This window comes from Paraburkholderia caffeinitolerans (genome assembly GCF_902859945.1).
Classification (GTDB): Bacteria; Pseudomonadota; Gammaproteobacteria; order Burkholderiales; family Burkholderiaceae; genus Paraburkholderia; species Paraburkholderia caffeinitolerans.
Window position 1 is genome coordinate 39,002 of the sequence record NZ_CADIKL010000015.1, and the last position, 24,623, is coordinate 63,624.

General features: G+C 64.0%; 22 protein-coding genes. 15 read left to right on the plus strand and 7 right to left on the minus strand.

What is annotated here, in order from left to right; all coding sequences use genetic code 11:
• Positions 1-27: 27 nt before the first annotated feature.
• The 3 genes from HV773_RS16690 (at position 28) to HV773_RS16700 (ending at position 2,513) form a co-directional block, all read left to right on the plus strand.
• Positions 28-636, plus strand: coding sequence for an OmpA family protein (locus tag HV773_RS16690; RefSeq protein WP_246282297.1), 609 nt, complete (start codon positions 28-30; stop codon positions 634-636).
• 98 nt (positions 637-734) lie between these two features.
• Entirely contained in the window at positions 735-1,673 is a 939-nt protein-coding gene (locus tag HV773_RS16695) for a hypothetical protein (protein WP_175195639.1), read from the plus strand.
• A gap of 39 nt (positions 1,674-1,712) precedes the next feature.
• Positions 1,713-2,513, plus strand: a complete 801-nt coding sequence (locus tag HV773_RS16700; RefSeq protein WP_175195641.1) for a class I SAM-dependent methyltransferase — start codon at positions 1,713-1,715, stop codon at positions 2,511-2,513.
• 18 nt (positions 2,514-2,531) lie between these two features.
• Here HV773_RS16700 and HV773_RS16705 read toward each other — a convergent pair whose 3' ends face one another.
• Complete coding sequence (locus HV773_RS16705) at positions 2,532-3,668, minus strand: pyridoxal-phosphate-dependent aminotransferase family protein (RefSeq protein ID WP_246282309.1); 1,137 nt, start codon at positions 3,666-3,668, stop codon at positions 2,532-2,534.
• A gap of 350 nt (positions 3,669-4,018) precedes the next feature.
• Between HV773_RS16705 and HV773_RS16710 the strand changes: the two genes are divergently transcribed.
• On the plus strand, positions 4,019-4,414 hold the full coding sequence (locus HV773_RS16710; RefSeq protein WP_175195645.1) for a PaaI family thioesterase: 396 nt from the start codon (positions 4,019-4,021) through the stop codon (positions 4,412-4,414).
• A gap of 128 nt (positions 4,415-4,542) precedes the next feature.
• Here HV773_RS16710 and HV773_RS16715 read toward each other — a convergent pair whose 3' ends face one another.
• The 3 genes from HV773_RS16715 to HV773_RS16725 all read right to left on the minus strand — a co-directional run bounded on the left by HV773_RS16715 (position 4,543) and on the right by HV773_RS16725 (position 7,499).
• Positions 4,543-5,337: an ABC transporter ATP-binding protein gene (locus HV773_RS16715; protein ID WP_175195647.1), complete on the minus strand. Its 795-nt coding sequence runs from the start codon at positions 5,335-5,337 to the stop codon at positions 4,543-4,545.
• Between the two features lie 3 nt (positions 5,338-5,340).
• The gene (locus HV773_RS16720; RefSeq protein ID WP_175195649.1) at positions 5,341-6,237 is read right to left on the minus strand and encodes an ABC transporter permease; all 897 of its coding nucleotides are present in this window, start codon (positions 6,235-6,237) and stop codon (positions 5,341-5,343) included.
• Between the two features lie 272 nt (positions 6,238-6,509).
• Entirely contained in the window at positions 6,510-7,499 is a 990-nt protein-coding gene (locus HV773_RS16725; protein ID WP_175195651.1) for an ABC transporter substrate-binding protein, read from the minus strand.
• 930 nt (positions 7,500-8,429) lie between these two features.
• Between HV773_RS16725 and HV773_RS16730 the strand changes: the two genes are divergently transcribed.
• The 6 genes from HV773_RS16730 to HV773_RS16755 all read left to right on the plus strand — a co-directional run bounded on the left by HV773_RS16730 (position 8,430) and on the right by HV773_RS16755 (position 14,300).
• Entirely contained in the window at positions 8,430-9,557 is a 1,128-nt protein-coding gene (locus tag HV773_RS16730; RefSeq protein WP_175195653.1) for a branched-chain amino acid ABC transporter substrate-binding protein, read from the plus strand.
• Between the two features lie 155 nt (positions 9,558-9,712).
• A complete protein-coding gene (livH, locus tag HV773_RS16735; RefSeq protein WP_175195655.1) occupies positions 9,713-10,639 on the plus strand; it encodes a high-affinity branched-chain amino acid ABC transporter permease LivH in 927 nt (308 codons plus the stop codon).
• 11 nt (positions 10,640-10,650) lie between these two features.
• Positions 10,651-11,931: a high-affinity branched-chain amino acid ABC transporter permease LivM gene (locus tag HV773_RS16740; protein ID WP_175195657.1), complete on the plus strand. Its 1,281-nt coding sequence runs from the start codon at positions 10,651-10,653 to the stop codon at positions 11,929-11,931.
• The gene (gene livG / locus HV773_RS16745) at positions 11,928-12,698 is read left to right on the plus strand and encodes a high-affinity branched-chain amino acid ABC transporter ATP-binding protein LivG (protein WP_175195659.1); all 771 of its coding nucleotides are present in this window, start codon (positions 11,928-11,930) and stop codon (positions 12,696-12,698) included. The genes HV773_RS16740 and livG overlap by 4 nt, the downstream gene beginning before the upstream one ends.
• A complete protein-coding gene (locus HV773_RS16750) occupies positions 12,698-13,399 on the plus strand; it encodes an ABC transporter ATP-binding protein (RefSeq protein WP_175195661.1) in 702 nt (233 codons plus the stop codon). Before livG ends, HV773_RS16750 begins: the two co-directional genes overlap by 1 nt.
• 286 nt (positions 13,400-13,685) lie before the next feature.
• Positions 13,686-14,300 (plus strand): DUF4337 domain-containing protein, encoded by a 615-nt coding sequence (locus HV773_RS16755; RefSeq protein WP_175195663.1) that lies wholly within the window; start codon positions 13,686-13,688, stop codon positions 14,298-14,300.
• 37 nt (positions 14,301-14,337) lie between these two features.
• Here HV773_RS16755 and HV773_RS16760 read toward each other — a convergent pair whose 3' ends face one another.
• Both HV773_RS16760 and HV773_RS16765 read right to left on the minus strand, forming a co-directional pair.
• Complete coding sequence (locus tag HV773_RS16760; protein WP_175195665.1) at positions 14,338-14,832, minus strand: hypothetical protein; 495 nt, start codon at positions 14,830-14,832, stop codon at positions 14,338-14,340.
• A gap of 200 nt (positions 14,833-15,032) precedes the next feature.
• Positions 15,033-15,518, minus strand: coding sequence for a DUF2501 domain-containing protein (locus tag HV773_RS16765; RefSeq protein ID WP_175195667.1), 486 nt, complete (start codon positions 15,516-15,518; stop codon positions 15,033-15,035).
• Between the two features lie 844 nt (positions 15,519-16,362).
• On the opposite strand from HV773_RS16765, the gene HV773_RS16770 reads away from it, so the two are divergent.
• A complete protein-coding gene (locus HV773_RS16770) occupies positions 16,363-17,613 on the plus strand; it encodes a transposase (RefSeq protein WP_175195669.1) in 1,251 nt (416 codons plus the stop codon).
• Positions 17,614-17,959: 346 nt separating this feature from the next.
• Here the strand turns inward: HV773_RS16770 and HV773_RS16775 are convergent, their stop codons facing one another.
• On the minus strand, positions 17,960-19,480 hold the full coding sequence (locus HV773_RS16775) for a mannose-1-phosphate guanylyltransferase/mannose-6-phosphate isomerase (RefSeq protein WP_175195670.1): 1,521 nt from the start codon (positions 19,478-19,480) through the stop codon (positions 17,960-17,962).
• Between the two features lie 514 nt (positions 19,481-19,994).
• On the opposite strand from HV773_RS16775, the gene HV773_RS16780 reads away from it, so the two are divergent.
• The 4 genes from HV773_RS16780 (at position 19,995) to HV773_RS16795 (ending at position 24,582) form a co-directional block, all read left to right on the plus strand.
• Entirely contained in the window at positions 19,995-21,374 is a 1,380-nt protein-coding gene (locus HV773_RS16780; protein WP_175195671.1) for an undecaprenyl-phosphate glucose phosphotransferase, read from the plus strand.
• Between the two features lie 100 nt (positions 21,375-21,474).
• On the plus strand, positions 21,475-22,893 hold the full coding sequence (locus tag HV773_RS16785) for a UDP-glucose dehydrogenase family protein (RefSeq protein ID WP_175195672.1): 1,419 nt from the start codon (positions 21,475-21,477) through the stop codon (positions 22,891-22,893).
• Between the two features lie 58 nt (positions 22,894-22,951).
• Complete coding sequence (locus tag HV773_RS16790; protein ID WP_175195673.1) at positions 22,952-23,413, plus strand: arsenate reductase/protein-tyrosine-phosphatase family protein; 462 nt, start codon at positions 22,952-22,954, stop codon at positions 23,411-23,413.
• The gene (locus HV773_RS16795) at positions 23,410-24,582 is read left to right on the plus strand and encodes a polysaccharide biosynthesis/export family protein (RefSeq protein WP_175195674.1); all 1,173 of its coding nucleotides are present in this window, start codon (positions 23,410-23,412) and stop codon (positions 24,580-24,582) included. The genes HV773_RS16790 and HV773_RS16795 overlap by 4 nt, the downstream gene beginning before the upstream one ends.
• The last annotated feature ends 41 nt before the right edge of the window (positions 24,583-24,623 follow it).

Consider the following 24,623-nt stretch of genomic DNA (forward strand, 5'->3'; position numbering starts at 1 on the left):
CAAGATTGCATTCAATGGAGAGATGACATGTCGGCTATCGTGAAGAACCTTTCGCAAGTGCGGCTGCGGCATGCGTGGCCCGCCGCGCTGGCGTGCTGCGCTATCGTGCTCGCCGGGGCGATGCAAACCCCGGCCCACGCCCAGGTGATGAAGGAGAAGGACATCACCGAGCAATCCGTCACCAAGGCGCTCACGCCGAGCGAGACCACCGGCGACGTGCTCACGCGCGGCTTCGTGCTGTCGAACCAGCAGCCCGGTGCAATGTCGGCGAAGGCGAAAGGGCCCGCAAAGGCGCCATCGGCGCAAATGCTGATTACCTTCGCCACCAACTCGACCGATCTCACGAGCACCGCGCGCGGGGCGCTCGACAAGGTCGCGCGTGCGTTGCAGTCCGACAAGCTCGCAGCGTACAAATTCCGCGTGGAGGGGCACGCCGATCCGCGCGGCAACGCTGACGCGAATATGACGCTCTCGCAGGGGCGCGCCCAGGCCGTGGTGGACTACCTCACGCAGCAGGACGGCATTGCCGCGGAGCGCTTGACCGCGGTGGGCAAGGGTTCGAGCGAGCCGCTCAACACGCGCAATCCGGCCGCGCCGGAAAACCGCCGCGTGACCATCGTGACCGTTGCCGATTGAACGGCGTGGCGTTCTTGCGCGTTTCAAGCGGGCGGCGGCGCGTGGCTTCGCGCGCGCGAGCCGGCATCACTAACGTTGCGTGCGCAACGTTAGTGTGCGTGTGCGCCGGTTTTTCCGGACCGGGCGTTTTTGCCTCCGGTACCTCGAGCGCTGCTGGCGGACTGGCGGCGACCTCCACGCTGAGCGCCGAGCTAGCCAGCGCCTTCGCGCCGAACCCCGAGGTCGTGCGCCTGCCGCTCGCGCAACTTGCCGGCGCATTGCCGCCAGGCCCAACGCTGCGGCTCTACGCCATCACGGACCAGCCCGGCCTCTACGTGTTGCACGCGCCGAGCCTCGCGGCGCAGGGCGCGATGTTCTCGCGCGTCGTCGCGTTGATCGAACGGCGCGACATGCCGCACGACCGGGTGGTGTCGATGAGCGCCGTCGCCGCGAACGCGCGGCGCTTCGGCGAAGATCCCGCCGGGCTCACGGCGGGCAACAACTTCAGTGCAGCGCAGATCGCGCAGTTTTTTGAGGTCGCGCAGCGGCAGCACGCGAACCTGACCGAGGGCGAGCGCGCGTTGCAGACGCTGCTCGTGCAATGGGGGCTCATCCGCCAGGAAGCGGGAGCGGGCGGCGAGGGCGGCATGACGTGGCGCGCTGCGTCCTCACGCGATTTTCTCGTGACGATTCCGGGCTTGGGCAAGGGACCGGCGGGCGAAATGATCGACGCCGAGGTGCGCGCGGCGATCCTGAGCCACGAGCTCGGCCATTGGCGCTATTTCTCCGACCCGGCCTATGCCCATGCGTGCCGCGCGTTCTGGTGGCATCAACTGACGTACACCGAACGCGAGGCGCTGACCGAGGAACTAGCGGGCATGGGTTACGACCCGTCGGACCGCATCGTGATCGACGAATTGCAGGCCTATTTGCTGCATACGCCCGCGCGCTACATGCCGCTCGCCGATCTGCCGGGCGCAGGCGGTGTGGACATCGCGCGCGTGAAGCGCGGGCTCGAACTGAGCGTGCGCAATGCTGGACAAAACGCGGGACAATAGCGCTTTTGCCTATTTCGGCGCTACCGCCGTCACGCCAGCATGCAGAACGACTCCCACGCCAACGACGCTTCGACACCCGGCGCTCACTCCGATTCGCCCCGCGACGCGAACGCCGCGCCCGAGTTTCCGGGCCGCGCGAACTATACGCAGTTCGCGCAGCGCTATGCGCAAATGGCCCCGGAAAAGCCGCACAACGCGCTCTACGAGCGCCCGGCCACGGCCGCGCTGCTCGGCGATGTGGCGGGGCTGCGGGTGCTCGACGCGGGCTGCGGCCCAGGCATTGTCAGCGCCGAACTCGCGCGCGCGGGCGCGCAGGTGCATGCATTCGACGTGACGCCCGCCATGGTCGAACTCGCGCAATCGCATTGCGCGGGCCTGCCGGTGGAGGTCGCGCAAGGCGATTTGGGCCAGCCGCTCGCGTGGCTCGCCGATGAGCAGTTCGACCGCATCGTGTGCTCGCTTGCACTCGATTATGTGGAGCATCTCGCGCCCACTTTCGCGGAGTTCCGGCGCGTGGCGCGGCCCGGCGCGCTGCTGGTGTTCTCGATGGCGCATCCGATGCGCGACTGGATCGACACGCGCACGCGCGGCGGTCGCTCGTACTTCGATACCACGCGCTTTGGCCTGCACTGGGCGGGATTTGGTGAGCCGAAGCCTTATGTGGAGGCGTATCGCCGGCCGCTGGCCGATATCGTCAATGCGCTGGTCGCGAGCGGCTGGACGATCGAGCAACTGGTCGAGCCGCAGCCGCAGCCGGAGATGAAGGCGGTGGCGCCGAGGCTCCATGCGGAGCTGGCGCTTGCGCCCGCGTTTATGTGTGTGCGGGCGCGGCGCGCGTAGTGGCGCGCCTTGCCCGTTTCAGCGGCGCCCAGCCGCCGAAAGCGACTCTTCTAGCGCGGCCACGCCGGCAGGCAGGTCGACGTTCGCGCCCAGGTCGCACATCGTGCGGCCTAGCGCGTGCACGGTGCGGAACAGATGGTGCTCGCGACATTGCTCGCCCATCTGCCCGATGCGCACGATAGGGAGTCCGAACGATCCCGCGATCTCCACTTGGTACTGCTGCGAAATATGGTTGCACACGTCGCGCGGCGTGACGCTCGCGGGCAGCGCGATGCCGACCACGGAGTTCAAGCGGCACGCTTCGGGCGTATAGAGTTCGAGGCCAAGTGCCGTCACGCCGCTCTGCAGGGCGAGCGAGCAGCGCTGATGCCGCGCGAAGCGCTTTTCGAGCGTCTCCGTGCAGACGAGCCGCAGCGCCTCGTGCAGCGCGAGCACGCCCGAAACCGGCGCGGTGTAGTGATAGCCCGCGTTGTGCCAGAAGTTCTCGGCGAGCATGGCATCGAGGCACCAATGCGTGTTGGGCGCGGTGCGCGTGCGCACGCGCTCCCAGGCGGCATTGGAGAACGCGATCAGCGAAACACCGGGGATCGACGAAAGCCCTTTCTGGCCACCCGTGATGACCACGTCGATGCCCCATGCGTCCATCTCCAGCGGCATCGTGCTCAGCGTGCAGACCGCATCGACGACAACCAGCGCGCCCGCGGCCTTGGCGATGCGCACGATGTCCTGCAACTGGCGGTTCCAGACCGTGTTGGAGGTCTCGCCGTGCACCACGGTGACGACCTCGGGACGCGTGCGCTCGATGACCTGCGCGAGCGCGTCGAGCGAGACGATCTCGCGGTCGGCTACGTCGAGCGTCGTGACGTCGGCGCCCACGCGCCGCGCCATTTCGGCCATCCGGCCGCTGAAGAAGCCGTTCACGATGGAGAGGACGCGCGTGCCCGGCCACGCGAGATTCGACACCGCCATTTCCATGGCCGCCGAGCCGGGGCCGGCCACGCCGAGCACCCAGTTCGAGCGCGTCTGGAACACGTAGCGCGCCATCGACTTCACCTGGTCGATCACGCGCGCCATGGTGTCGCCGAGGTGGTTGATGACGACCGAGTTGGCCTTTGCCACCGCGTCGGGAATGGGCACGGGGCCCGCGCCCATCATGAGGAGCGGCTCGTCGGGCAGGATGCTGGTGAGCGGATCGACGCCCGGGCAGGGGACCGGCAACACGGCGGCGGCCGCCGCCGCCCGTTGCTGGGTCAGGGTGTCGGTGGGGCGCGTGGTGTCGGTCATGTCGAGGTCCTTTGCAGTGCTGGGAGGAAACGCGCGCGTGCGCGCGGTTGGAAAGAGTACAGTGTTTTCCGTGGGCGCTTATAAAACCATATACAGTTGGGCGGAATTCTTCTGAACAGTGCACAGCGGCTGTCCGAGTCCGCAGGGAGGCCCGGGGGCTGCGGCCTATAATGGCGCGGCACCCCGGCATCACTCATTGACATCATGAAGGAGACCATGGCATGCCGCAATTCGCCGTCGACAATCCATTTCTCGAAACACTCGGCGTGAGCGTCGCGCAGTGGCGCGAGGGCTATGCGGAACTGCTCATGCCGATCGACGCATCGAAGCTCAACCGCCAGGGCGTGCTGCAAGGCGGCGCGATCGCCACGTTGCTCGACGCGGCGGCGGGCTACGCAGGCCTGTTCGCGGAGCCGGGGCAGCCGCTGAGGCACGGCTTCACGCTCTCGCTCACAACCAACTACCTCGACAAGGGGCTTGGGCAGTTCGTGCGGGCCAAGGGCTTTCTCGAGCGTGGCGGCCGTTCGGTGTTTTTCGCGCGCGCCGAGGCGTGGGTGGACGACCGCTTGCTGATTGCGAGCGCGCAGGGCACGTTCAAGTATGCGAAAACGGCTTGAGGTGCGGCCCCGGCGCGGCAGCGCGCTTGATTCGGATTCCTGTGTTAATTGCCGCGGATAGAAAAACCCGCTAACCGTGAGGCTGGCGGGTTTTTGCGTTTATGGCGCGCGCGGCGTGTAGCCGGGGTTCAGCCCAGCAGCAGCGCGTCGTCGTCGAGCTTCTCGTGGCGCGTCTGCTCGAACATGTGCAGCAGGTCCGGCACGTCGAGTCCCCGGCGCTTATCGCCGGACACGTCCAGTACCACTTGCCCCTGGTGCAGCATCACGGTGCGCTGACCGTAGTCCAGCGCCTGGCGCATGCTGTGCGTGACCATCATGGTCGTGAGCTTTGCTTCCTCGACGATGCGCGCGGTCAACTCCAGCACGAACGCGGCCGTCTTCGGATCGAGTGCGGCCGTGTGCTCGTCGAGCAGCAGGATGCGCGAGGGCTGGAGCGAGGCCATCAGGAGGCTCACCGCCTGGCGCTGGCCGCCCGAGAGCAAGCCGATGCGGTCGGTCAGTCGATTCTCCAGGCCGAGGTTCAGCAGACTCAGCTTGGCGCGAAAGAGTTCGCGGTCCTGCTTCCTGAGCGCGGGGCCGAAGCCGCGGCGTTTGCCGCGCGCCATCGCGAGCGCCATGTTCTCTTCGATCGTGAGCGCCTCGCAGGTGCCCGCCATCGGGTCCTGAAACACGCGCGCGACGAGATGCGCGCGGTCCCACGCCTGTTTCTTCGTGACGTCCTGGCCGTCGATGGTGATCTTGCCGCCATCGACCATCTGGTCGCCGCTGATGGCGTTCAGGAAGGTGGACTTGCCCGCGCCGTTCGAGCCAATCACGGCCACGAATTCGCCGGTGGGGATGTCGAGCGTGAGCCCGCGCAGCGCGCGCGTTTCGATCGGCGTGCCGGGATTGAAAGTGAGTCTGAGGTCTTGTGCGCTGAGCATCGCTTAGGCCCTCCCGTTCTTGCGGGCGAATAGTTTCTTGCGGGTGGCCGGCAGCACGAGCGCGATCGTCACGAGCACGGCGGTAACGAGGTTCAGGTCCTGCGCCTTCAAGCCGATGAAGTCGCTATTGAGCGCGAGCGCAATGAAGAAGCGGTAGAGAATCGCGCCGAGCACGGCCGCGAGCGTCGTGAGCACGAGGCGTCGCGCGGGCAGAATGCTTTCGCCGATGATGACCGCCGCAAGCCCGATCACGATGGTGCCGATGCCCATCGAGATGTCCGAGCCGCCCTGGGTCTGCGCGAACAGCGAGCCCGCGAGCGCCACCAGCGCATTCGAGAGCGCCATGCCCGCGAGCGTCGCGCGGCCCGTGGCGATGCCCTGGGCGCGCGCCATGCGCGGGTTCGCGCCGGTCGCGCGCAGCGCGAGGCCGTACTGCGAGGAGAAGAACCAGTCCACGCCGAACTTGGCCGCGAGCACCACGACGAACAGCGCGAGCGGGCGCAGCACGTAGTCGGGCAGCCACGTGGGCTGAATCATCGTGAAGACGGTGGCTTCGGAGATGAGCGGCACGTTGGGCGCGCCCATCACGCGCAGGTTGATCGAATAGAGCGCGATCATCATGAGAATGCTCGCGAGCAAATCCATGATCTTCAGGCGCACGTTGAGCCAGCCGGTGATGAAGCCTGCGAGCGCGCCCGCGATCATCGCGCAGAGGGTGGCGAGAAACGGATCGTGGCCGCTCGCGATCAGCGTCGCCGCTACGGCGCCGCCGAGCGGAAAGCTGCCATCGACAGTGAGATCGGGGAAGTTGAGGATGCGAAACGAGATCAGCACCCCGAGGGCGACGAGGCTGAAGATCAGGCCGATCTCGAGCGCGCCCAGTAGCGAGTAGAGGGACATGGGGAAATCCTGTTGCGGTCTGCGGCGCGCGGATGGTGGTGGCTGCGCCGGATCGGTCGCCGCCGGCGCGCAGCCCGGGTGAGGCGGCACGCCGGCGGGCGCGGAGGCCCGTTCTGGGCCAGTACGTTTTTTACGGCTCGACTGCGGTGTTGCGTGCGGTTTTCTTGCGGTAATTCCACGCCATATCCGCGAGTTTCCAATCAGCAACGCGCCGCGCGCGGGGCGGGCGGGCCGATGGCGTTGGCCGATGCAGCGGCGCGGCTTACCGCAAGTTACTTCACGACCGTGGTGGCGTCCTTGAGCAGATCGTCGGAGAGCTTCACGCCTTGCTTCTGTGCTGCGGCCGGGTTCACGTACAACTGCAGCTTGTTGCTGGTTTCCGATGCGATCGCGCCGGGATTTTCGCCCTTCAGGATGCGCACGACCACCTTGCCGGTCTGGTGACCAAGGTCGCTGTAGTCGATGCCGAGCGCCGCGACGGCGCCGCGCTTCACGCTGTCCGTATCGGCGGCGACGAGCGGAATCTTCGCGTCGTTGGCCACTTTCACCAGCGCCTCGTAGGCCGAGACCACGTTGTTGTCGGTGTTCGTATAGATCACGTCGACCTTGCCGATCAGGCTCTTCGCCGCCGGGCCGATGTCCACGGTGCGCGGCGCGGCCGCTTCCTTGAGCGTCAGGCCTTGCTGCGCGAGCAAGGTCTTGAGCTGCTTCACGACCACGACCGAGTTGGCTTCGCCAGGGTTGTAGACCATGCCCACGTTCTTCGCATTCGGCACCACGCGCTTGATGAGCGCGATTTGCTTGTCGAGCGGGAGCTTGTCGGACACGCCGGTCACGTTGGTGCCGCTCGGCGCCCACGTCTTCACGAGCTGTGCGGCGACCGGATCGGTTACGCCCGAGTAGACCACGGGCACCGTTTTCGTTGCGGCAACAACAGCCTGTGCCGAAGGCGTGGCGATCGCGACGATCGCGCTCGGGTTGTCGCCCACGAACTTGCGGGCGATTTGCGCGGCCGTGCCGGTGTTGCCCTGCGCGCTCTGGTATTCCCACTTGAGGTTCTTGCCGGCGTCGTAGCCGGCAGCCTTCAGTTCGTCGCGCACACCGTCGCGGATCGCGTCAAGGGCGGGGTGCTCGACGATCGACAGCACTTCCACAGTGGCGGTTTCGGCCGCGTGCGCTGCGCCGGTGGCGAACGTGAGCGCGGCAGCGCCGGCGATCAGGGTAAAGGTGGCGGCCTTGGCGGCTTGCGTGAAGCTTTTCATTGTCTGTGATCTCCCCCGAATGCTCGGTTCTTTCAATTCAGGACGGGTGTGTGCGGCGAGGCAGCGAGCATACCACCGCCCCGCACGTGTCCGGAACGTGCGCGGGGCCGGTGGTGCCCGGATGCGACGGTGCGGTGACGAAGGGTGGTAAACCACCCACGCGATTTTCAGGAAAAATCGGCGGATTGCCGGAAGTTTTCCCGATTTCCGATTGGAAATAATGGTTCGGTGCGTGCTGCTTATTTATGGTTTTGATGCTTAAGTGGTGTAATTTTTCATTGAAATGAAAATGTAATTTTCCTTTGTAAAATCAACGAGTTGCCGTGATTTGTATTTAGGGTTTGTACTAGTGATGTGGAGTGACTGTCGAGGTGATTGGGTAGTCCGTTAAAATAATTTGCGAAGATAATAAATATAATCGATAAGGCGCTGCGGCGATTTTTTCGAGAAAGCCAGATTTTCTGATTGGAAACCCGTTTCCCCACACTGCCGCCAGGCAGGCGTCCGGCGGCCCTCGGCCCCTTTCGATCCCCCAGTTCGCCGATATTTCAAGGGTTTTCCGCGCCCTCTGGGTTGTTTTCATCAATTGACTTGCATCAATATAGTCATCGATATCCGAAAAAACCCTCGGTTGCGGAATGGGTAGGTTTATTGATAGCATCCGCGGGTCGCTGATTTTGACCGGATCACCTTCCAGGTTTGAAATGCAGCGGACGGGGCAGGCGGATCGCTTGCGCAATAGGGGCCGTACCCACGGCCCCTCCGAACTGAAGCCGCTACCAGGCGGCCGATACATGCCGGGCCCCGTTGCGTCTTTTGTCTTTTTGGCCCGTCCTTGTTGTCCTCCCTGGCCACATTCTCGGGGTGCTGTTCGTTTGCGCAGGTCATGCCGCTTGCCCGGTTGACCCGAAAACAATCGAGGAGCTCCTGATGACGCCGTTGTCCCGCCTTAACCGCCTTACCTCCTTTTCCGTGGCCGCCGCGCTGCTGGCCTTTGGCGCCGCCGCGAACGGCGAAACCGTGAAGATCGCCATTGCCGGCCCGTTCAGCGGCCCGGTCGCCCAGTACGGCGACATGGTCAAGGCAGGCGCCCTGACCGCAATCGAGCAGATCAACGCCGCTGGCGGCGCGAACGGCAACAAGCTCGAAGCCGTCATGATGGACGACGCATGCGAGCCGAAGCAGGCTGTCGCCGTTGCCAACAAGATCGTTTCGCAGCACATCCACTATGTGATCGGCCACGTGTGCTCGGGCTCGACGATCCCCGCTTCGGACATCTATGAAAACGAAGGCGTGGTGATGGTCACGCCGTCGGCGACCGCGCCCCAGCTCACCGAAGGCAAGAAGCGCCAGTACATCTTCCGCACCATCGGCCGCGACGACCAGCAAGGTCCCGCCGCCGCCGCGTACATCATCAACAACGTCAAGCCGAAGAAGGTCGCGATCCTGCACGACAAGCAGTCGTACGGTCAGGGCATCGCCACCTCGGTCAAGGCCGCGCTCGACAAGGCGCACATCCAGGTCGTCGTGTTCGAAGGCATCAACGCAGGCGATTCGGACTACTCGGCAGTCGTCACCAAGCTCAAGGCGCAGGGCGTGGACTTCGTCTACTTCGGCGGCTACCACCCGGAAATGGGTCTCTTGATGCGCCAGTCGCGTGAGCAGGGCGTGAAGGCCATGTTCATGGGACCGGAAGGCGTGGGCAACAAGGACGTGACGGCCATCGCCGGCGCCGCTTCGGAAGGCATGCTCGTCACGCTGCCGGCCGACTTCGCTGCGGATCCGGCCAACGCCAAGCTCGTGAAGGCGTTCGCCGACGCCAAGCGCGACGCGAATGGTCCGTTCCAGATGCCGGCTTACGCTGCGGTCGAAGTGATCGCCGACGGCATCGCGGGCGCCAAGAGCACCGACCCGACCAAGGTCGCGGCCTGGATGCACAAGAACGCCATGAACACGCCGATCGGCAAGGTGGAGTACGACGCTCAGGGCGACCTGAAGTCGTTCCGCTTCGTCGTCTACACGTGGCACAAGGACGCCACCAAGACCGCCGCGAACTGATCCTGGCGCTGCGCTTCGGGCGCGGCGCGAACGCCTCGCTTTCCGCCACGGAGGGCAGGCGTTCTTGCAGCGCCTGCATGCGCAACGAAATATAAAACTCGGGTCGACACCGCTTTAAAGGTCTCTTATCGGCTTCACGGCCGCGGGGCTTACGCATGAATGATTTTCTTCCGCAGTTCACCCAGCAGCTCGTCAACGGGCTCACGCTGGGCGCGATCTATGCGCTGATCGCCATCGGCTACACGATGGTCTACGGCATCATCGGCATGATCAACTTCGCTCACGGCGAGATCTACATGATCGGCGCCTATGTGGGCCTCGTCACGCTCACGGCGATCGGCACCTCGGCGGGCTATCCGCTGCCGCTCGTGCTGGGCGCGGCGCTCATTGTTTCGGTGCTGGTCACCGGGCTCTACGGTTTCGCGGTCGAGCGCGTGGCGTATCGGCCGCTGCGCGGCGGGCCGCGCCTCGTGCCGTTGATTTCCGCCATCGGCATGTCGATCTTTCTGCAGAACTACGTGCAGATCGGGCAGGGCGCACGCGACGTGTCCGTGCCGCAGCTGATCTCCGGCGCGCTCGACTTCAACATGGGCGGCAACTTCGAAGTGACGATTCCGTACGCGCGCATGCTGATTGTTGGCGTGACCGTCGTGCTGATGATCGCGCTCACGCTCTTCATCTCGCGCTCGCGCATGGGCCGCGCCTGCCGCGCCTGCGCCGAGGACATGAAGATGGCCAACCTGCTCGGCATCGACACGAACCGCGTGATCTCGTTCACGTTCGTGCTCGGCGCGATGCTGGCGGCCGTGGGTGGCGTGCTGATCGGTCTCACGATCGGCAAGCTCAATCCGTATATCGGCTTCATCGCGGGCATCAAGGCGTTCACCGCCGCCGTGCTCGGCGGCATCGGCAGCATTCCGGGCGCGATGCTCGGCGGCGTGCTGCTCGGCCTCGCCGAAACGTTTGCGTCGGCCTACATGCCGTCCGAGTACAAGGACGTCGTGGCGTTCGGTCTGCTCGTGCTTGTACTGCTGTTCCGTCCCACCGGCCTGCTCGGCAAGCCGGACGTCGAAAAGGTGTGAGGTCAACTGCCATGAATCAGACTGTTTCGGTTCGCGCGGCCGCAAAAGCGACGTCAAGCCCGTCGTCGTCGCAGACCGTGAAGGGCGCGCTCGCCGCGGCCGTCGCGACGTTCATCCTCACCGCCCCCATCCTGGGCCTGCAGCTCACGCTCGACGGCTATCAGGTCGTGTTGCAGCAGCACTGGCGTCCCGTGTGGATCGCCGCCGCTATCGTGTTCGTATTCCAGCTCGTAAAGCCGATGTTTGTGCGAGCAACGAGTTCGGTGCGGCTGCCTAAAGCACCTGCGCTCGGCGCGCGCCAGCAGCGCGCGGCGATCTGGGTGCTGCTCGCGTTCGGCGCGGTGTTCCCGTTCATGGGCTCGCGCGGCGCGGTGGACGTGGCGACGCTCGCGCTCATCTACGTGATTCTGGGCTTGGGCCTGAATATCGTGGTGGGCTTCGCGGGCTTGCTCGATCTCGGCTATGTGGGCTTCTACGCGGTGGGCGGCTATACCTATGCGCTGCTCAACCAGTACTTCGGCTTCACGTTCTGGGAATGCCTGCCGCTCGCGGCGCTCGCCTCGGCCACGTTCGGTTTCCTGCTCGGCTTTCCGGTGCTGCGCCTGCGCGGCGACTATCTTGCGATCGTGACGCTTGGCTTTGGCGAGATCATCCGCCTGCTGCTCAATAACCTCACGAGCATCACGGGCGGCCCGGATGGCATTTCCGGCATCGCCAAGCCCACCGTGTTCGGCTTCGAACTCGCTCGCCACGCAAGCGTGGAAGGCGCGAAGACGTTCAACGAGCTGATCGGCATTGAGTACAGCGGCATGCACATGGTGATCTTCCTGTACCTGCTCGCGCTGGTGCTGGTGGCGTTCACGCTGTTCGTCACGAGCCGTCTGCTGCGCATGCCGATGGGGCGCGCGTGGGAAGCGCTGCGCGAAGACGAAATCGCGTGCCGCTCGCTCGGCCTCAATCCCACCCGCATCAAGCTCTCGGCGTTCACGCTGGGCGCGTCGTTCGCGGGCCTCGCGGGTGCGTTCTTCGCGGCGCGCCAGGGGCTCGTCACGCCCGAGTCGTTCACCTTCATCGAGTCGGCGCTGATTCTCGCCGTGGTGGTGCTGGGCGGCATGGGCTCGCAGTTGGGCGTGGTGCTCGCGGCGATTCTGCTCACGGCGCTGCCTGAAGTCGCGCGCGGCTTTGCCGAATATCGCATGCTGATTTTCGGTCTGGTGATGGTGCTGATGATGATGTGGCGTCCGCAGGGCCTGTTGCCCGCAAGCCGTCCGCATGTGGAGTTGCCGCAATGAGCGCACAAGCGTTGTTGAAAGTAGCGGGCCTGCAGATGCGCTTCGGCGGTCTGCTGGCCGTGGACGGCATCGACTTCGATGTGCGTCCGAATGAAGTGTTCGCCATCATCGGGCCGAACGGCGCGGGCAAGACCACGGTGTTCAACTGCGTCGGCGGCTTCTACAAGCCGACCGCGGGCGACATCGTGCTGGACGGCCACGCCATCACGGGCCAGCCGAGCCATCAGGTCGCGCGCCGCGGCCTCGTGCGCACCTTCCAGAACATTCGCCTGTTCAGGCAGCTCACGGTGCTGGAAAACCTCATGGTCGCGCAGCACCTGAAGGTGAACCGCAACATGCTGAGCGGCCTGTTCGCGACGCCCGCGTATCGCCGCGCCGAACGCGCCGCGCTCGAGCGCGCGGCGTACTGGCTCGATCGCGTGGGCCTGAAGCAGGTGGCCAACCGCGAGGCGGGCACGCTTTCGTACGGTCACCAGCGCCGCCTTGAAATCGCGCGCTGCATGATCACCGATCCGCGTCTGTTGATGCTCGACGAACCCGCCGCGGGCCTGAACCCGCAGGAGAAGATCGAGCTCCAGCAAATGGTGGACGGCTTGCGCAACGAGTTCGGAATCTCGGTACTCCTGATCGAACACGACATGAGTCTCGTGATGGGCGTATCGGACCGCATCCTCGTGATGGAGCATGGCAAGCCGATCATGATCGGCCTGCCCGACGAAGTGCGCAATGACCCGCGCGTGATCAAGGCCTATCTCGGAGAGGACTGATGCTGAAGCTGGAAAAGGTCCATACCCACTATGGCGCAGTTGAAGCGCTGGCGGGCGTGTCGATCGAAGTGAACAAAGGTGAGATCGTCACGCTGATCGGCAGCAACGGCGCCGGCAAGACCACGCTCATGATGACGGTGTGCGGCACGCCGCGCGCCTCGTCGGGGCGCGTGACGTTCGAGGGCGAGGACATCACGCGCAAGTCCACGCACGAAATCATGCGCATGGGCATGGCGATTTCGCCCGAAGGCCGTCGCGTGTTTCCGAGCCTCACGGTGCTCGAAAACCTGCAGATGGGCGGCTTCTTCGCCTCGCCGCAGGAGATCGAGGCGGGCATCGAGCACGTGTTCAAGCTGTTTCCGCGTCTGAATCAGCGCGCGAAGCAGCGTGCCGGCACGATGTCGGGCGGCGAGCAACAGATGCTCGCCATCGGCCGCGCGCTGATGAGCAAGCCGCGCCTGCTGCTGCTCGACGAGCCCACGCTCGGCCTCGCGCCGCTCGTGATCGCGCAGATCTTCGACATCATCCGCGCGATCCGCCAGGAGGGCGTGACGGTGTTCCTCGTCGAGCAGAACGCCAACAAGGCGCTGCACGTGGCCGATCGCGGCTACGTGCTCGAAACGGGGCGCGTGGTGCTCGCGGATAGTGCCGAGAACCTGCTCGCGAACGACAATATCAAGCGCGCCTACTTGGGCGGTTAAGCGTTCGCGCGTAGCGCTTTTTCTGCTCATCGGGTATTCCGGCCCGCGCAATCCACCGCACTCGTGCGGCGGTTGCGCGGGCCGTTTTCATTCAAGCTTTCACTGCAAACTTTCAATTCAGTTTCGGTTTTCTGCGATTCTCTTTCGGGTTGTTTTCGGGTTGTGACAGGCGTTACGAAGGCTGGACAAGCGGGCCGCGCTCACGATAATTGAGCGTCCCGCGAGCGCGGCGGCACACGTCATGCGCAGTGCGCGGGGTATTCGAGTCACACCGGGGAGTGGTTGGATGTCTGAAGATTATGAAGTGCACGGTCCGCACGATCACGCGGTCGAGCACGCGGCGGCGGGCCATGGAGCCCATGGTGGCCACGGCGATGGCGCGCGTGATCCGTTTGCGGGGCGCATGGCGGTGGTGACCGCCATTCTCGCCTCGATTGGTGCGATCCTCGCCTACCAGAGCGGCAACAGCGAGAATCTCGCGCTCTACTATAAGAACGAAGCAGCCATTCGCAAGACCGAGGCGGCGAATCAATGGGCCTGGTACCAGGCCAAGGGCGAGAAGCAGCACCTTGCCGAACTAGGCGCTGCGCTGGCGGCGCTCACGCCGGGCTCGACGCAAGCGCAGCGCCGCTTCAGCACCGAAGCCGATCGCTATAGCAAGGAGAAGGAGCCGATTCGCACCCAGGCGGAGTCGCTGGAAAAGCAGGTGGCGCAGGACGACGCTCAAGCGGAGGAACTGCTGCATGGCCACCATCGGTGGGCGCAGGCGACCACGCTGATCCAGATTTCCATCGCGCTCACGGCGATTACGCTGCTCACGCGGAGCAAATGGCTGATGTGGGCATCGCTCGGCGTGGGCGCGACCGGCGTGGTGCTGGGCGCGCTGGCGTTCTTCGCATAACGCGGGCACGCGGGCCGCAACCGTTCATGCGCGCGGCTCAGCCGCCGCAAACGATGGCTGTGAGCAGCAGCGGCACGACCGAGTGCACGGTGGCGTCGCTATTGGCCTCGCGCACGCGCGTGCGGACCGATTCCGCGGGCGCGGAAACTACCACGCCATAGAGAGGCGCATCGATTTCCTTGCCCGCGCCGCGATGAAAGAGGGTGTCGTCGTGTGCGTAGCCGAGCACGACGTAAATGGGAAAGCCGAATGCGCTCAGGCGGCTACCGTGCACGGGGCGAAAGGCATTGACCGAATTCGCTTCCACCCGGCTCGGCTTCGGGTCGATGGATTTTTCTTCTATCAGCGCCGAAATGAACTCATGCGGGTTCGACTTGCAGTCGAACTGCTGGTCGCGCGCCTGGTCGCGCACCTGGTCGCGCACCTGGTCGTGTACCGAGCCCTGCGATTGCGATTGCGCCTTCGCGATGCGCGGCATGGCAAGAGCCGCAAGCCCCGCGCACAGCGCGCAAAGCACGACGAATAAGGGCATTACGGTGACTGGGCGCGCTTTCATGAGTGACGGGACAATCACTTGTGTTTCGCTTGATCACATTCGACACCCAAACGCCACCGGTGTTCAAGTGGCGCGGCATGAAAATTGCGCAGTTCTGCGCCGCGCCGCACATTCAAACCGAATAATGGCGTGCGCAAGACGGCCACCTCGCGCGCATGGCCGTCCCGCAACGTCCGTTAAAGCATGGATTTCGCCTGAGTCAGGATCGTGTCGCAAACCTTCTTCTTGGCGGCTTCCTGGAGGCCGGCGCTCGAAAGGTCGAGCTGCTGGCCGTTGCCGGTCTGGAGGATGCCGTTGGAGCCCTGCTTGTAGCCGGGGTCCGTGCTCGACGCGCCGCCGGGCAGCTTGCCGAGCAGCGAGTTCTGCACGCTGCTGGCGGTATCGGCATTGAGGAAGTTGTTCTGGACGCAGTACTGGATCAGGCCCGTGACATTGCCGAGGCCACCCGAGGTGAGCGAGGAACCCGAGAGTGCGCTGCCGAGGTTGCCGAGGCTCCCCAGACTGCCGGCCGCGCCCGTGGCCGAGGTTGAACCACTGCCGCCTACCTGGTTGAGCAAGTTGCCGAGCTGGGCCTGCGCGGCATTCCACGGCGCGAGCAGGGCGGCGGCGACACCCGCCACGGCGATCAGGGCGCGAGTGCTGCGCAATGCGGAAGTATGCATACACGAATCTCCTGGATAACTGGCCATTTAATGATTGAAGCTCTCGTACTATAAACGTAATCGGCGTGCGAACTATGCTGAGTGGCTGCGGCATAAAAACAGCTTTTCGCGCGTCTGTTAGCGGGTGCGTTCAGGTGTGTGTTCATCGCTACAGTTACCATGCGCGAGGCATGAAATGCAGCGGGCAGGCCCGTTCGGAGGGGGATTTCATTATCATGTCATTTGTTGCGGGCACAACTGAGCTTTAGTAAAAGACGAACCGCGATGAATCGATGAAAGAGGATAGGGGCCCCGGAAATCGAGTTGATAGATCGAGCTGATAAATGCAGCGTTCTGCAAAACGCTCAATGAAGCAGTCAGTCGCATGAATCGTCACGGGGTCGGGCACTTCGATATGCATTTGCATGGGTATCGAAGTGCGGGGCTGGAAAGCGAAGGACTTGGCGAAGGACCTCGCGAAGGCTTTGCGAAAGGGCGAAAAAGCCCTTGCTGCAAGGGCTTTTCGCGGTCGGGAAGGGGGCTCGAAGGCGCGTTTGCAAGTACGAACGCGCATAAATCGGGCCATGAAATGCGTGACTTTGTTTCTAACCGTAACACTTATTACGGCCCTCCTCATCAGCTGGTCTCAGGTGGTATGCTTCCTGCACAATTTCTCCCTTGCACGAGTGAGACCACGTTCCTTGCGTCATTTCCGTGAATACGCGCACTGTCAATGTGCAGCCGGGGATGCCAATGAACATGTCATATAAACATATGGTGCAACCGAGCACGCCAACGCGGGCAGCAAGACCCGCGAGCGAAGGCTCCGTCACAGCAGCCCCGGTCCGGCTGCGTGGAGAACAGCATGAATTTCGAAGAACTGAGCGACGACGAGTGGGTGCTAGTGTCCTCGCTCGTATCCGATGAACCACCCATACGCCTGAACCGCCGCGGTCGCCCGCGCGCGGAGCCACGTGTCGTGGCCAATGCCGTGCTGTGGATCTTGACGACCGGTGAATCCTGGTCGCGTCTGCCCGCGCGCTATCCGTCCGGCCCGACCTGCCGGCGCCGTTTCGAGGAATGGCACGTGAGCGGCACACTCAATGAACTGGTCAGGCTGCTCGTTGAGCGCGGCCGCAGCTTCGTCTACGTGCCTGAGCCCGTGCAGGCCCAGGCGCCGGCGAACCACGCGCACGCTTCGCAGTCCGTGGCCGCGGTGGCGTCCGGTGCGTCCGTGACCGAGGAAGTCGTCGAAGACGACGGCCTGCCCGCGGTCTACTGGAAGAGCCCTGAGGCATGGCAGGCGCCCGCGTCGGTGGCCGCGTTGGTGACCGATACGCCGCTGGCCGACCCCATCGAGAGCATGACCCGGCAACTCGTGAGCCAGGACGATGAGGGCCGCGCGCCGTCCCATACGCATCAGACGCACAAGCAGGTGCCGCATCGTTCGCAACCGATGCACTCGGGCGCCGTGCCGCGTCCGGCCGATGCGAGCGTGAGCGCGCCTGTTGTCGGCCGCACGGTCGTGCCGGTCGCGGCCGAACCCTCGGAGCCCGAGGGCGACGCGCCGTGGACGAGCGCCACACCGCCGGCCGTGCAGGTCGTGGAGTGGCGCGGCTGCGAGATCCAGTTGAGCGTTGAACCCGCGCGCAACGACCTGTATCGCGCGGCCGTGGAAATTCTCAAGGACGGCAAGCGTCTCGAGCGTTCGGGTCTGATCGGCCCGCCGTTCGAGGATTGCGAAGCGGCGCGCCACTACGCGTTCGACTGGGCGTGCCAATGGATCGAGCGTGAGGTGCCTGCGTCCGCAGGGGGCTCGTCTGCTGGCGGCGCTAGCGCGTCCGCCAATGGTCCCGCTCTCGCCGTGCCGCCGAGCCACGCAACGCATCTCGCAGCCAGCAGTGTGGTCACGCGCGCCATGCCCGCAGTCGCGGCCAACGCGGTGGGCAAGGTGTCGTCCAATGTGGCGAACAACGTGCGTATCGCGGCGCTGCAGCGCTACGCGTCGAGCACCGTGCTGCGTAATGGTGGCGAGGCACGCGACACGTCCTCCGCAAACGGTGCGGGCGCCGAACGCCGTCACCATATCTCGCGTTACAGAACGCATCTGGGCTAGGAGCCGGCGCTCGCCGGCGTCCATTCCCTTCGCCATCTTCATTGCTGAATCCGCCGCTGCTTTTGCAGCGGTTTTCGCGTTCGTTGCACGCGCATTGATCCTTGCAAAAGCCACGGCACATACCCGTGCATTAGCTCGTGCAATCAGCGCTGCGTTATCCGCGTTCAGCATGGCCATCTCATACTCTTGCATGCACTAACGGCCGTAGCGGTTGGATCTTCGATCGCCGCTACAGCCGCTCGTGTTGTCTCCGTCCACATTGCTCATCTGTTTTCTGCTTGTGCAGCGGGGCGCTCTGCGGCGCCCCTTTACCTGCATTGACTTGCCTTTACTGCATTAACCTGCGTTACTGCCGGCCGTACTGATCGTCCAGACGCACGATATCGTCTTCGCCGAGATACGAACCCGACTGCACCTCGATGATTTCGAGCGGCATCTTGCCGGGGTTTTCGAGTCGATGCGAGACGCCCAGCGGAATGTAGGCCGATTCGTTTTCCGACACGATGAAGCGTTCGTCGCCACGCGTGACGAGTGCCGTGCCGCGCACGACGACCCAGTGCTCGGCGCGATGATGATGCATTTGCAGCGACAGGCGTGCGCCCGGTTCCACCACGATACGTTTCACCTGGAAGCGCTCGCCGCTGTCGACGCTGTCGTAGTGGCCCCACGGGCGATGCACGAGACGATGCGTGACCGCTTCGCTGCGGCGTTGCGACTTCAGGCGCTGGACAATCTTCTTCACGTCCTGGGCGCGCGAGCGGTCGGCCACGAGCACGGCGTCGGCCGTTTCGACCACCACCAGATTCTCGGTGCCGAGGCAGGCGATCAGGCGTCCATCCGAGTGTGCGAAGGTATCGTTCGCGCCTTCGAACATGACTTCGCCCTGGGCCACGTTGCCGGCCTCATCCTTCGTAGCGACTTGCCACACGGTGTCCCACGAACCGAGATCGGTCCAGCCTGCCGCGAGCGGCACCACCACGCCGCCGGCCACGGTCGTGTCGCCCGAGAGCGGCTCCATCACGGCATAGTCGATCGAGTTGGACGGCGAGCGCGCGAATGCTTCGCTGTCCACGCGGAAGAAGTCGCCATCTTCCTTGCCGTTCTGTACGGCGGCCGAGCAGGCTTCGTAAATCTCGGGCTCGAAATGGCGAATCGCCTTGAGCCACGTGCTCGCGCGCATGATGAAGATGCCGCTGTTCCACCAGTAGCGCTGCGAAGCGACGTACTGCTGAGCGAGTTCGAAGTAGGGTTTCTCGACAAAACCGTTCAGGCGTCGTGCGCCGGCCTCGTCGTCGGCGGCGAGCGGCTCGCCCACGTGAATGTAGCCATAGCCCGTTTCGGGGCGCGTGGGCACGATGCCCATCGTCACGATCTGGCCGTTGGCCGCGTGATGCACGCCTTCGGCCACGGCGGCCTGGAAGGCTTCGAGGTCGGCGAGCGCGTGGTCCGCGGGCATCACCACCATAATGCCGTCCTGACGTTCGGCGACCACGGACAGCGCGGCGATGGTGAGCGCGGGCGCGGTGTCGCGCGCGAGCGGTTCGAGAATGAGGCGCGCTTCCTTGCCTGCCGCGCGAACCTGGTCGGCAGTGGTGAAGCGGTGTTCCTCATTGCAGACGATCATCAGCTTGTCGGCGAGGGCGACGCGTTCGGCGAGCGCGTCGAGACGGCCTGCCGTATCCGCGAGCAGCGAATGCTCGCCGACGAGGTTGATCATCTGCTTCGGGTACTGTTCGCGCGACAGTGGCCACAGCCGCGAACCCGCGCCGCCCGCAAGCACCACGGGGCAGACTTGCAGCGCATTGCGCGATTCGGCGCGCGCATCGGTTGCGCGTGCCGATGTCGTTGCGGAACCCGTATCCGTCATCTCATTCTCCAAAGGGGTTTCGGTTACGAGATTTGTAGCACGCTTAAAATCGATATAAATAGAATCGTAAAGAAGAAAACGAAAAATATTCTAATCAAATGGAAAATAATGAATCCGTCACAATGGGCCTGAATAAAAAATCGAATAAAAATAGGGTGTCGACATCGTGGCGAATCGGGAGGCATAAAAATTAATCGGGGTCCGGTGCGTTTGATGCGGAAAATTTTGCCGCTCCGGTGGCGCCGCCGATGGCCCGGCGGGCGCGATTTCCGGCAAACGTTGCCGAAAAAATCACACAAAAAATAGACAGTTAGCAACGAAACATTTGGAGATACTTTTGGGCGTTGCGCTATCAATTTTTATCGTGCTTTATTAGGGTTTATTCGGATACGCTTCATCCGTGCCGGGCGAGCCTGGTAGCAACTTTCCCTGATTCCTGAATTTCCTGTTAGCGGCGGCCATGATGCATCGCGCGTGGCTGCGATTCCTTTTTTTCTAAACCGAGGTGCCGGACATGCTGAGCGTTCTAGCGAGAATTATCGATGTTGCCGCCATCGCCGCCGGTGCCCTGGTGGCGGCTGCCTTGCACCACGGTAAATTCACCGCGCTTTCCGATATGGAGAGCGTGGCGCTCGCATTCAACTGCGTGCTCGCGATCTGGATGTTCCCGGCATTCGGCATTTACCAGTCGTGGCGCGGCAAGTCGCTCTACGTGCTGGCGGCCCGCGTGTGCGCCGCGTGGATCGCGGTGGAGTGCACCGGCATTCTGCTTTCGTTCAGCGTGCACCGCGCCGATTCGCTTTCACGCATCTGGCTCGCTTACTGGGTGGTGGCGTCGGTGGCGTTCCTGATCGTTTCGAAGACGATGGTGCATATGGTGCTGCGCGGCCTGCGCCGCGAAGGCTACAACCAGAAGGCGGTGGCCGTGGTGGGCGATCATCGCTGCTCGCGTTTCCTGATCGAGCAGATGAAGAGTCACCCCGAGGCGGGCTTTCATCCCGCGCTCGTGTTCGACGAGAACAGCGATGCCGATGGCGATGCGCATCTGGATGGCGTGAAGGTCGAGCGCGATCTGCAGGCCACGCTCGAATACGTGCGTGAACACGGCGTGCGCGAACTGTGGCTCGCGCTGCCGATCACGAAGGAGCGCACGATTCATCGCATCGTCATGGCGCTGCGCAACGATTTCGTGAACATCCGCTTCATTCCGGACGTGCGCAGCCTGTCGTTCTTCAGTCAGCCCGTGGTGGACTTGCTGGGCGTGCCGGCCATCAACCTGGCGGCTTCGCCGGTCACGGATCTGCGTGTGCTGCCCAAGCGCGTGTTCGACATTGCGTTTGCAGGCGCGGTGCTGGTGGCGCTCGCGCCGTTGCTGGCGGCTATTTCGCTCGCCGTGAAGCTGACCTCGCACGGCCCGGTGTTTTTCAAGCAGCGCCGCAAGGGGCTCGACGGCAACGAGTTCGAGATCTACAAGTTCCGGTCGATGAAGATGCATGCGGAAGTGGCGGGGCAAATCACCCAGGCGCGCCGCAACGATCCGCGTGTCACGCGCGTGGGCGCTTTCCTGCGCCGCACGAGTCTCGACGAACTGCCGCAATTCATCAACGTGCTCAAGGGCGAGATGTCGGTGGTGGGTCCGCGCCCGCACGCGCTTGCGCACGACGACATCTACAAGGACCTCGTGCGCGGCTACATGGCTCGCTATCGCATCAAGCCGGGTATTACCGGCTGGGCACAGGTCAACGGCTATCGCGGCGAAACCGACCGCGTGGAAAAAATGCGCGACCGTGTGCGCTTCGACCTGCACTACATGCAGCACTGGAGCTTCGGTCTCGATCTGCGGATCGTGGCGATGACCATGTGGAAAGGCTTCGCAGGCCAGAACGCATATTGAAGCGGACCGGGCGCGCAATGTGCGCATGCCGCGCCCATGCATTTCGCATGAATAGCGCGGCCCGGGTGGGCACCAACAGGCAATTACTTTTGAGGTGGGCATGAATATAACGATCATTGGCAGCGGTTATGTGGGTCTCGTAACGGGCGCGTGCCTGGCCGACATCGGCAACGACGTGTTCTGTCTCGACGTCGACCAGCGCAAGATCGACCTGCTCAATCAAGGCGTCGTACCGATTCACGAGCCGGGCCTGCAGGAAATCATCGAGCGCAACCGGCGCGCGCGCCGGCTCACGTTCTCGACGGACGTGGAAGCGGCGGTCGCGCACGGCGACGTGCAGTTCATCGCGGTGGGCACGCCTCCCGATGAAGACGGCTCCGCCGACCTGCAATACGTGCTGGCCGCCGCGCGCAACATCGGCCGCCATATGAAGGGCTTCAAGGTGATCGTCGATAAGTCGACGGTGCCGGTGGGCACGGCCGCGCTCGTGCGCGACGCGATTGCGTCCGAGCTGCGTAAGCGCGGTGAAGATCATATGTTCTCGGTAGTCTCGAACCCCGAGTTCCTGAAGGAAGGCGCCGCTGTGGAAGACTTCGCGCGCCCCGACCGCATCGTGCTGGGCTGCGATGAAGACGTGCCCGGCGAGCGTGCGCGCGAGCTGATGAAGCGCCTGTACGCGCCGTTCAATCGCAATCGCGAACGCACGCTCTACATGGACGTGCAATCGGCCGAATTCACGAAGTACGCGGCCAACGCCATGCTCGCCACGCGTATCTCGTTCATGAACGAGCTCGCGAATCTGGCCGACCGCGTGGGCGCCGATATTGAAGCGGTGCGCCGCGGCATCGGCTCCGACCCGCGCATCGGCTACGACTTCCTCTACGCAGGCTGCGGCTATGGCGGCTCGTGCTTCCCGAAGGACGTGAAGGCATTGATGCGCACTGCCGAGGATTTCGGCGAGCCGCTGCGGATCCTGAGCGCGGTGGAAGCGGTGAACGACACGCAGAAGGAAGTGCTCGCGCAGAAGATCGTCACGCGCTTCGGCTCCGACCTCACGGGCCGCACCTTCGGTCTCTGGGGCCTCGCGTTCAAGCCGAATACCGACGACATGCGCGAAGCGCCGAGCCGCACGCTGATCGCTGAACTGCTCGCGCGCGGCGCGCGCGTGGTGGCCCATGACCCGGTTGCCATTGCCGAAGCGCAGCGCGTGCTTGCGCTCGATCTGGCGAAGACGCCCGAGCAGCTCGAACGCCTCGTCTACGTGCAGGACGCGATGGAAGTCGCGAGCGGCGCGGACGCGCTGGTGGTCGCCACCGAATGGAAGGTGTTCAAGGCGCCGGACTTCGAGACGCTCAAGCAGCAACTGAAGACGCCGATCGTGTTCGACGGGCGCAACCTCTACGACCCGCCCGCGATGCAGGAGATCGGCATCGAATATCACGCGGTGGGCCGCGCGAGCGCCACGCTATCGAGCCGTGCACGCGCCGAAGCCGCTACGCAGACGCGTGTTCCGGCATAAGCCGCATCAAGCCCTGCGTTTGATGAAGCAATAAGCAAAACCGAGGAGCCACCGGGTCATGATCAAGGACGTATTGATCGTCTGCCATGCGAATGTCTGCCGTTCGCCCGCTGCGGAGCAGCTGTTCCGCGCACGCTTTCGTGAACAAATTCGCGAGCACTCGGGAAAGCATGCGGGCGCATTTCATTCGGCGGGCCTGCGCGCTCGCAACGGCGACGACATGGACCCGGTGATGCAGCGCTTGCTCACGGAGCGCGGCGTGGAAGTGGGTGAGCATCGCTCGCGCCGCCTCACGTCGCGCCTCGTGCGCCGCGCCGACCTCGTGCTCGTGACGGAGCGCCATCAGGTGAGCGCCGTCGAGCGAATTGAGCCGTCCGCGCGCGGCAAAGTGTACGCGCTCGGTAATTGGGAAAACTCGGATGTCGTTGATCCGCATGGCCTCGACGAGGTCGCGTATCGCGAGAGTCTGGAGTTGATGGATCGACTGGTTAAGGGATGGCTGAGCCGAATATGCCAATGAGAAAACTCAATCTAATGACTGCTCTTGCGTTGAGCGCCTTCGTTGCTGCGTGTTCCACGGCGCCAGGCAACTACCTCGACACCTCGAACCTGAAGGAAGAGCAGAACAATCAGCCGCAGAAGCAGTACGACGTGCATCTGATTACTTCGCAGCTCGTCATGGATCAGGCGCAGGCCGCGATGAGCCAGAAGGCCCCGCTGCCGCCGAGCAAGTACGCAAACACGGCCGACTACACGTATCACATCGCGCCGCAGGACATTCTCGGCGTGACGGTCTACGACCACCCCGAGCTTTCGACGCCGCAGGGCTCGACTTTCTCGTCGGGCGGCAACACTACGCAGACGGTGGGTCAGGCGCTCACGCAGCCGTACACCAACGCGCTGCCGGGCGAGGCCGACCCATACGGGCAGACCGTGGCCAAGGACGGCACGATCTACTTCCCGTTCGTGGGCCGCGTGAAGGCGGCGGGCAAGACGCCCGGCCAGCTGCGCGATCAGCTCGCTTCGGGGCTCGGGCCGTACATCAAGAACCCGCAGGTGGACGTGCGCGTGCTCGCCTACCGCAGCCAGAAAGTGCAGGTCACCGGCGACGTGAAGACGCCGGGCCCGCTCGCGATGAGCGACGTGCCGCTTACGCTTGTCGACGCGATCACGCGCTCGGGCGGCACCACTGACGGCGCCGATATCAACCGCGTGCGCCTCACGCGCAACGGCAAGCTCTACGTGCTCGATGCGAACGCCTTGCTCGACGGCGGCGACACGACCCAGAACGTGGTGCTGCAGGACGGTGACATTGTCAACATCCCGGACCGCAACGACAGTCGCGTGTTCGTGATGGGCGAAGTGAAGACGCCGACCCAGACCACGCTCGTGCGCGGCAAGCTCACCATTGCCGACGCGCTCACGACGGCCGGCGGCATTCTCGACACCGATGCGAACCCGCGCCAGATCTTCGTGATGCGCGGCATGAAAGACAACCCAACCCAGCCGGAGATTTACCGACTCGATATGACCAAGCCCGACGCGATCATGCTGTCGTCGCAATTCCAGCTCAAGCCGCTGGATGTCGTGTACGTCGGCACCGCCGCCTCGGCCACCTTCAACCGTGTGTTGCAGCAGGTATTGCCGACCATCCAGACGGTCTTCTACCTGAAGCAGCTCACGCGCTAAAAGCGCGCGAGCCATCTTTTCTCGCAACATGAATCAAAACG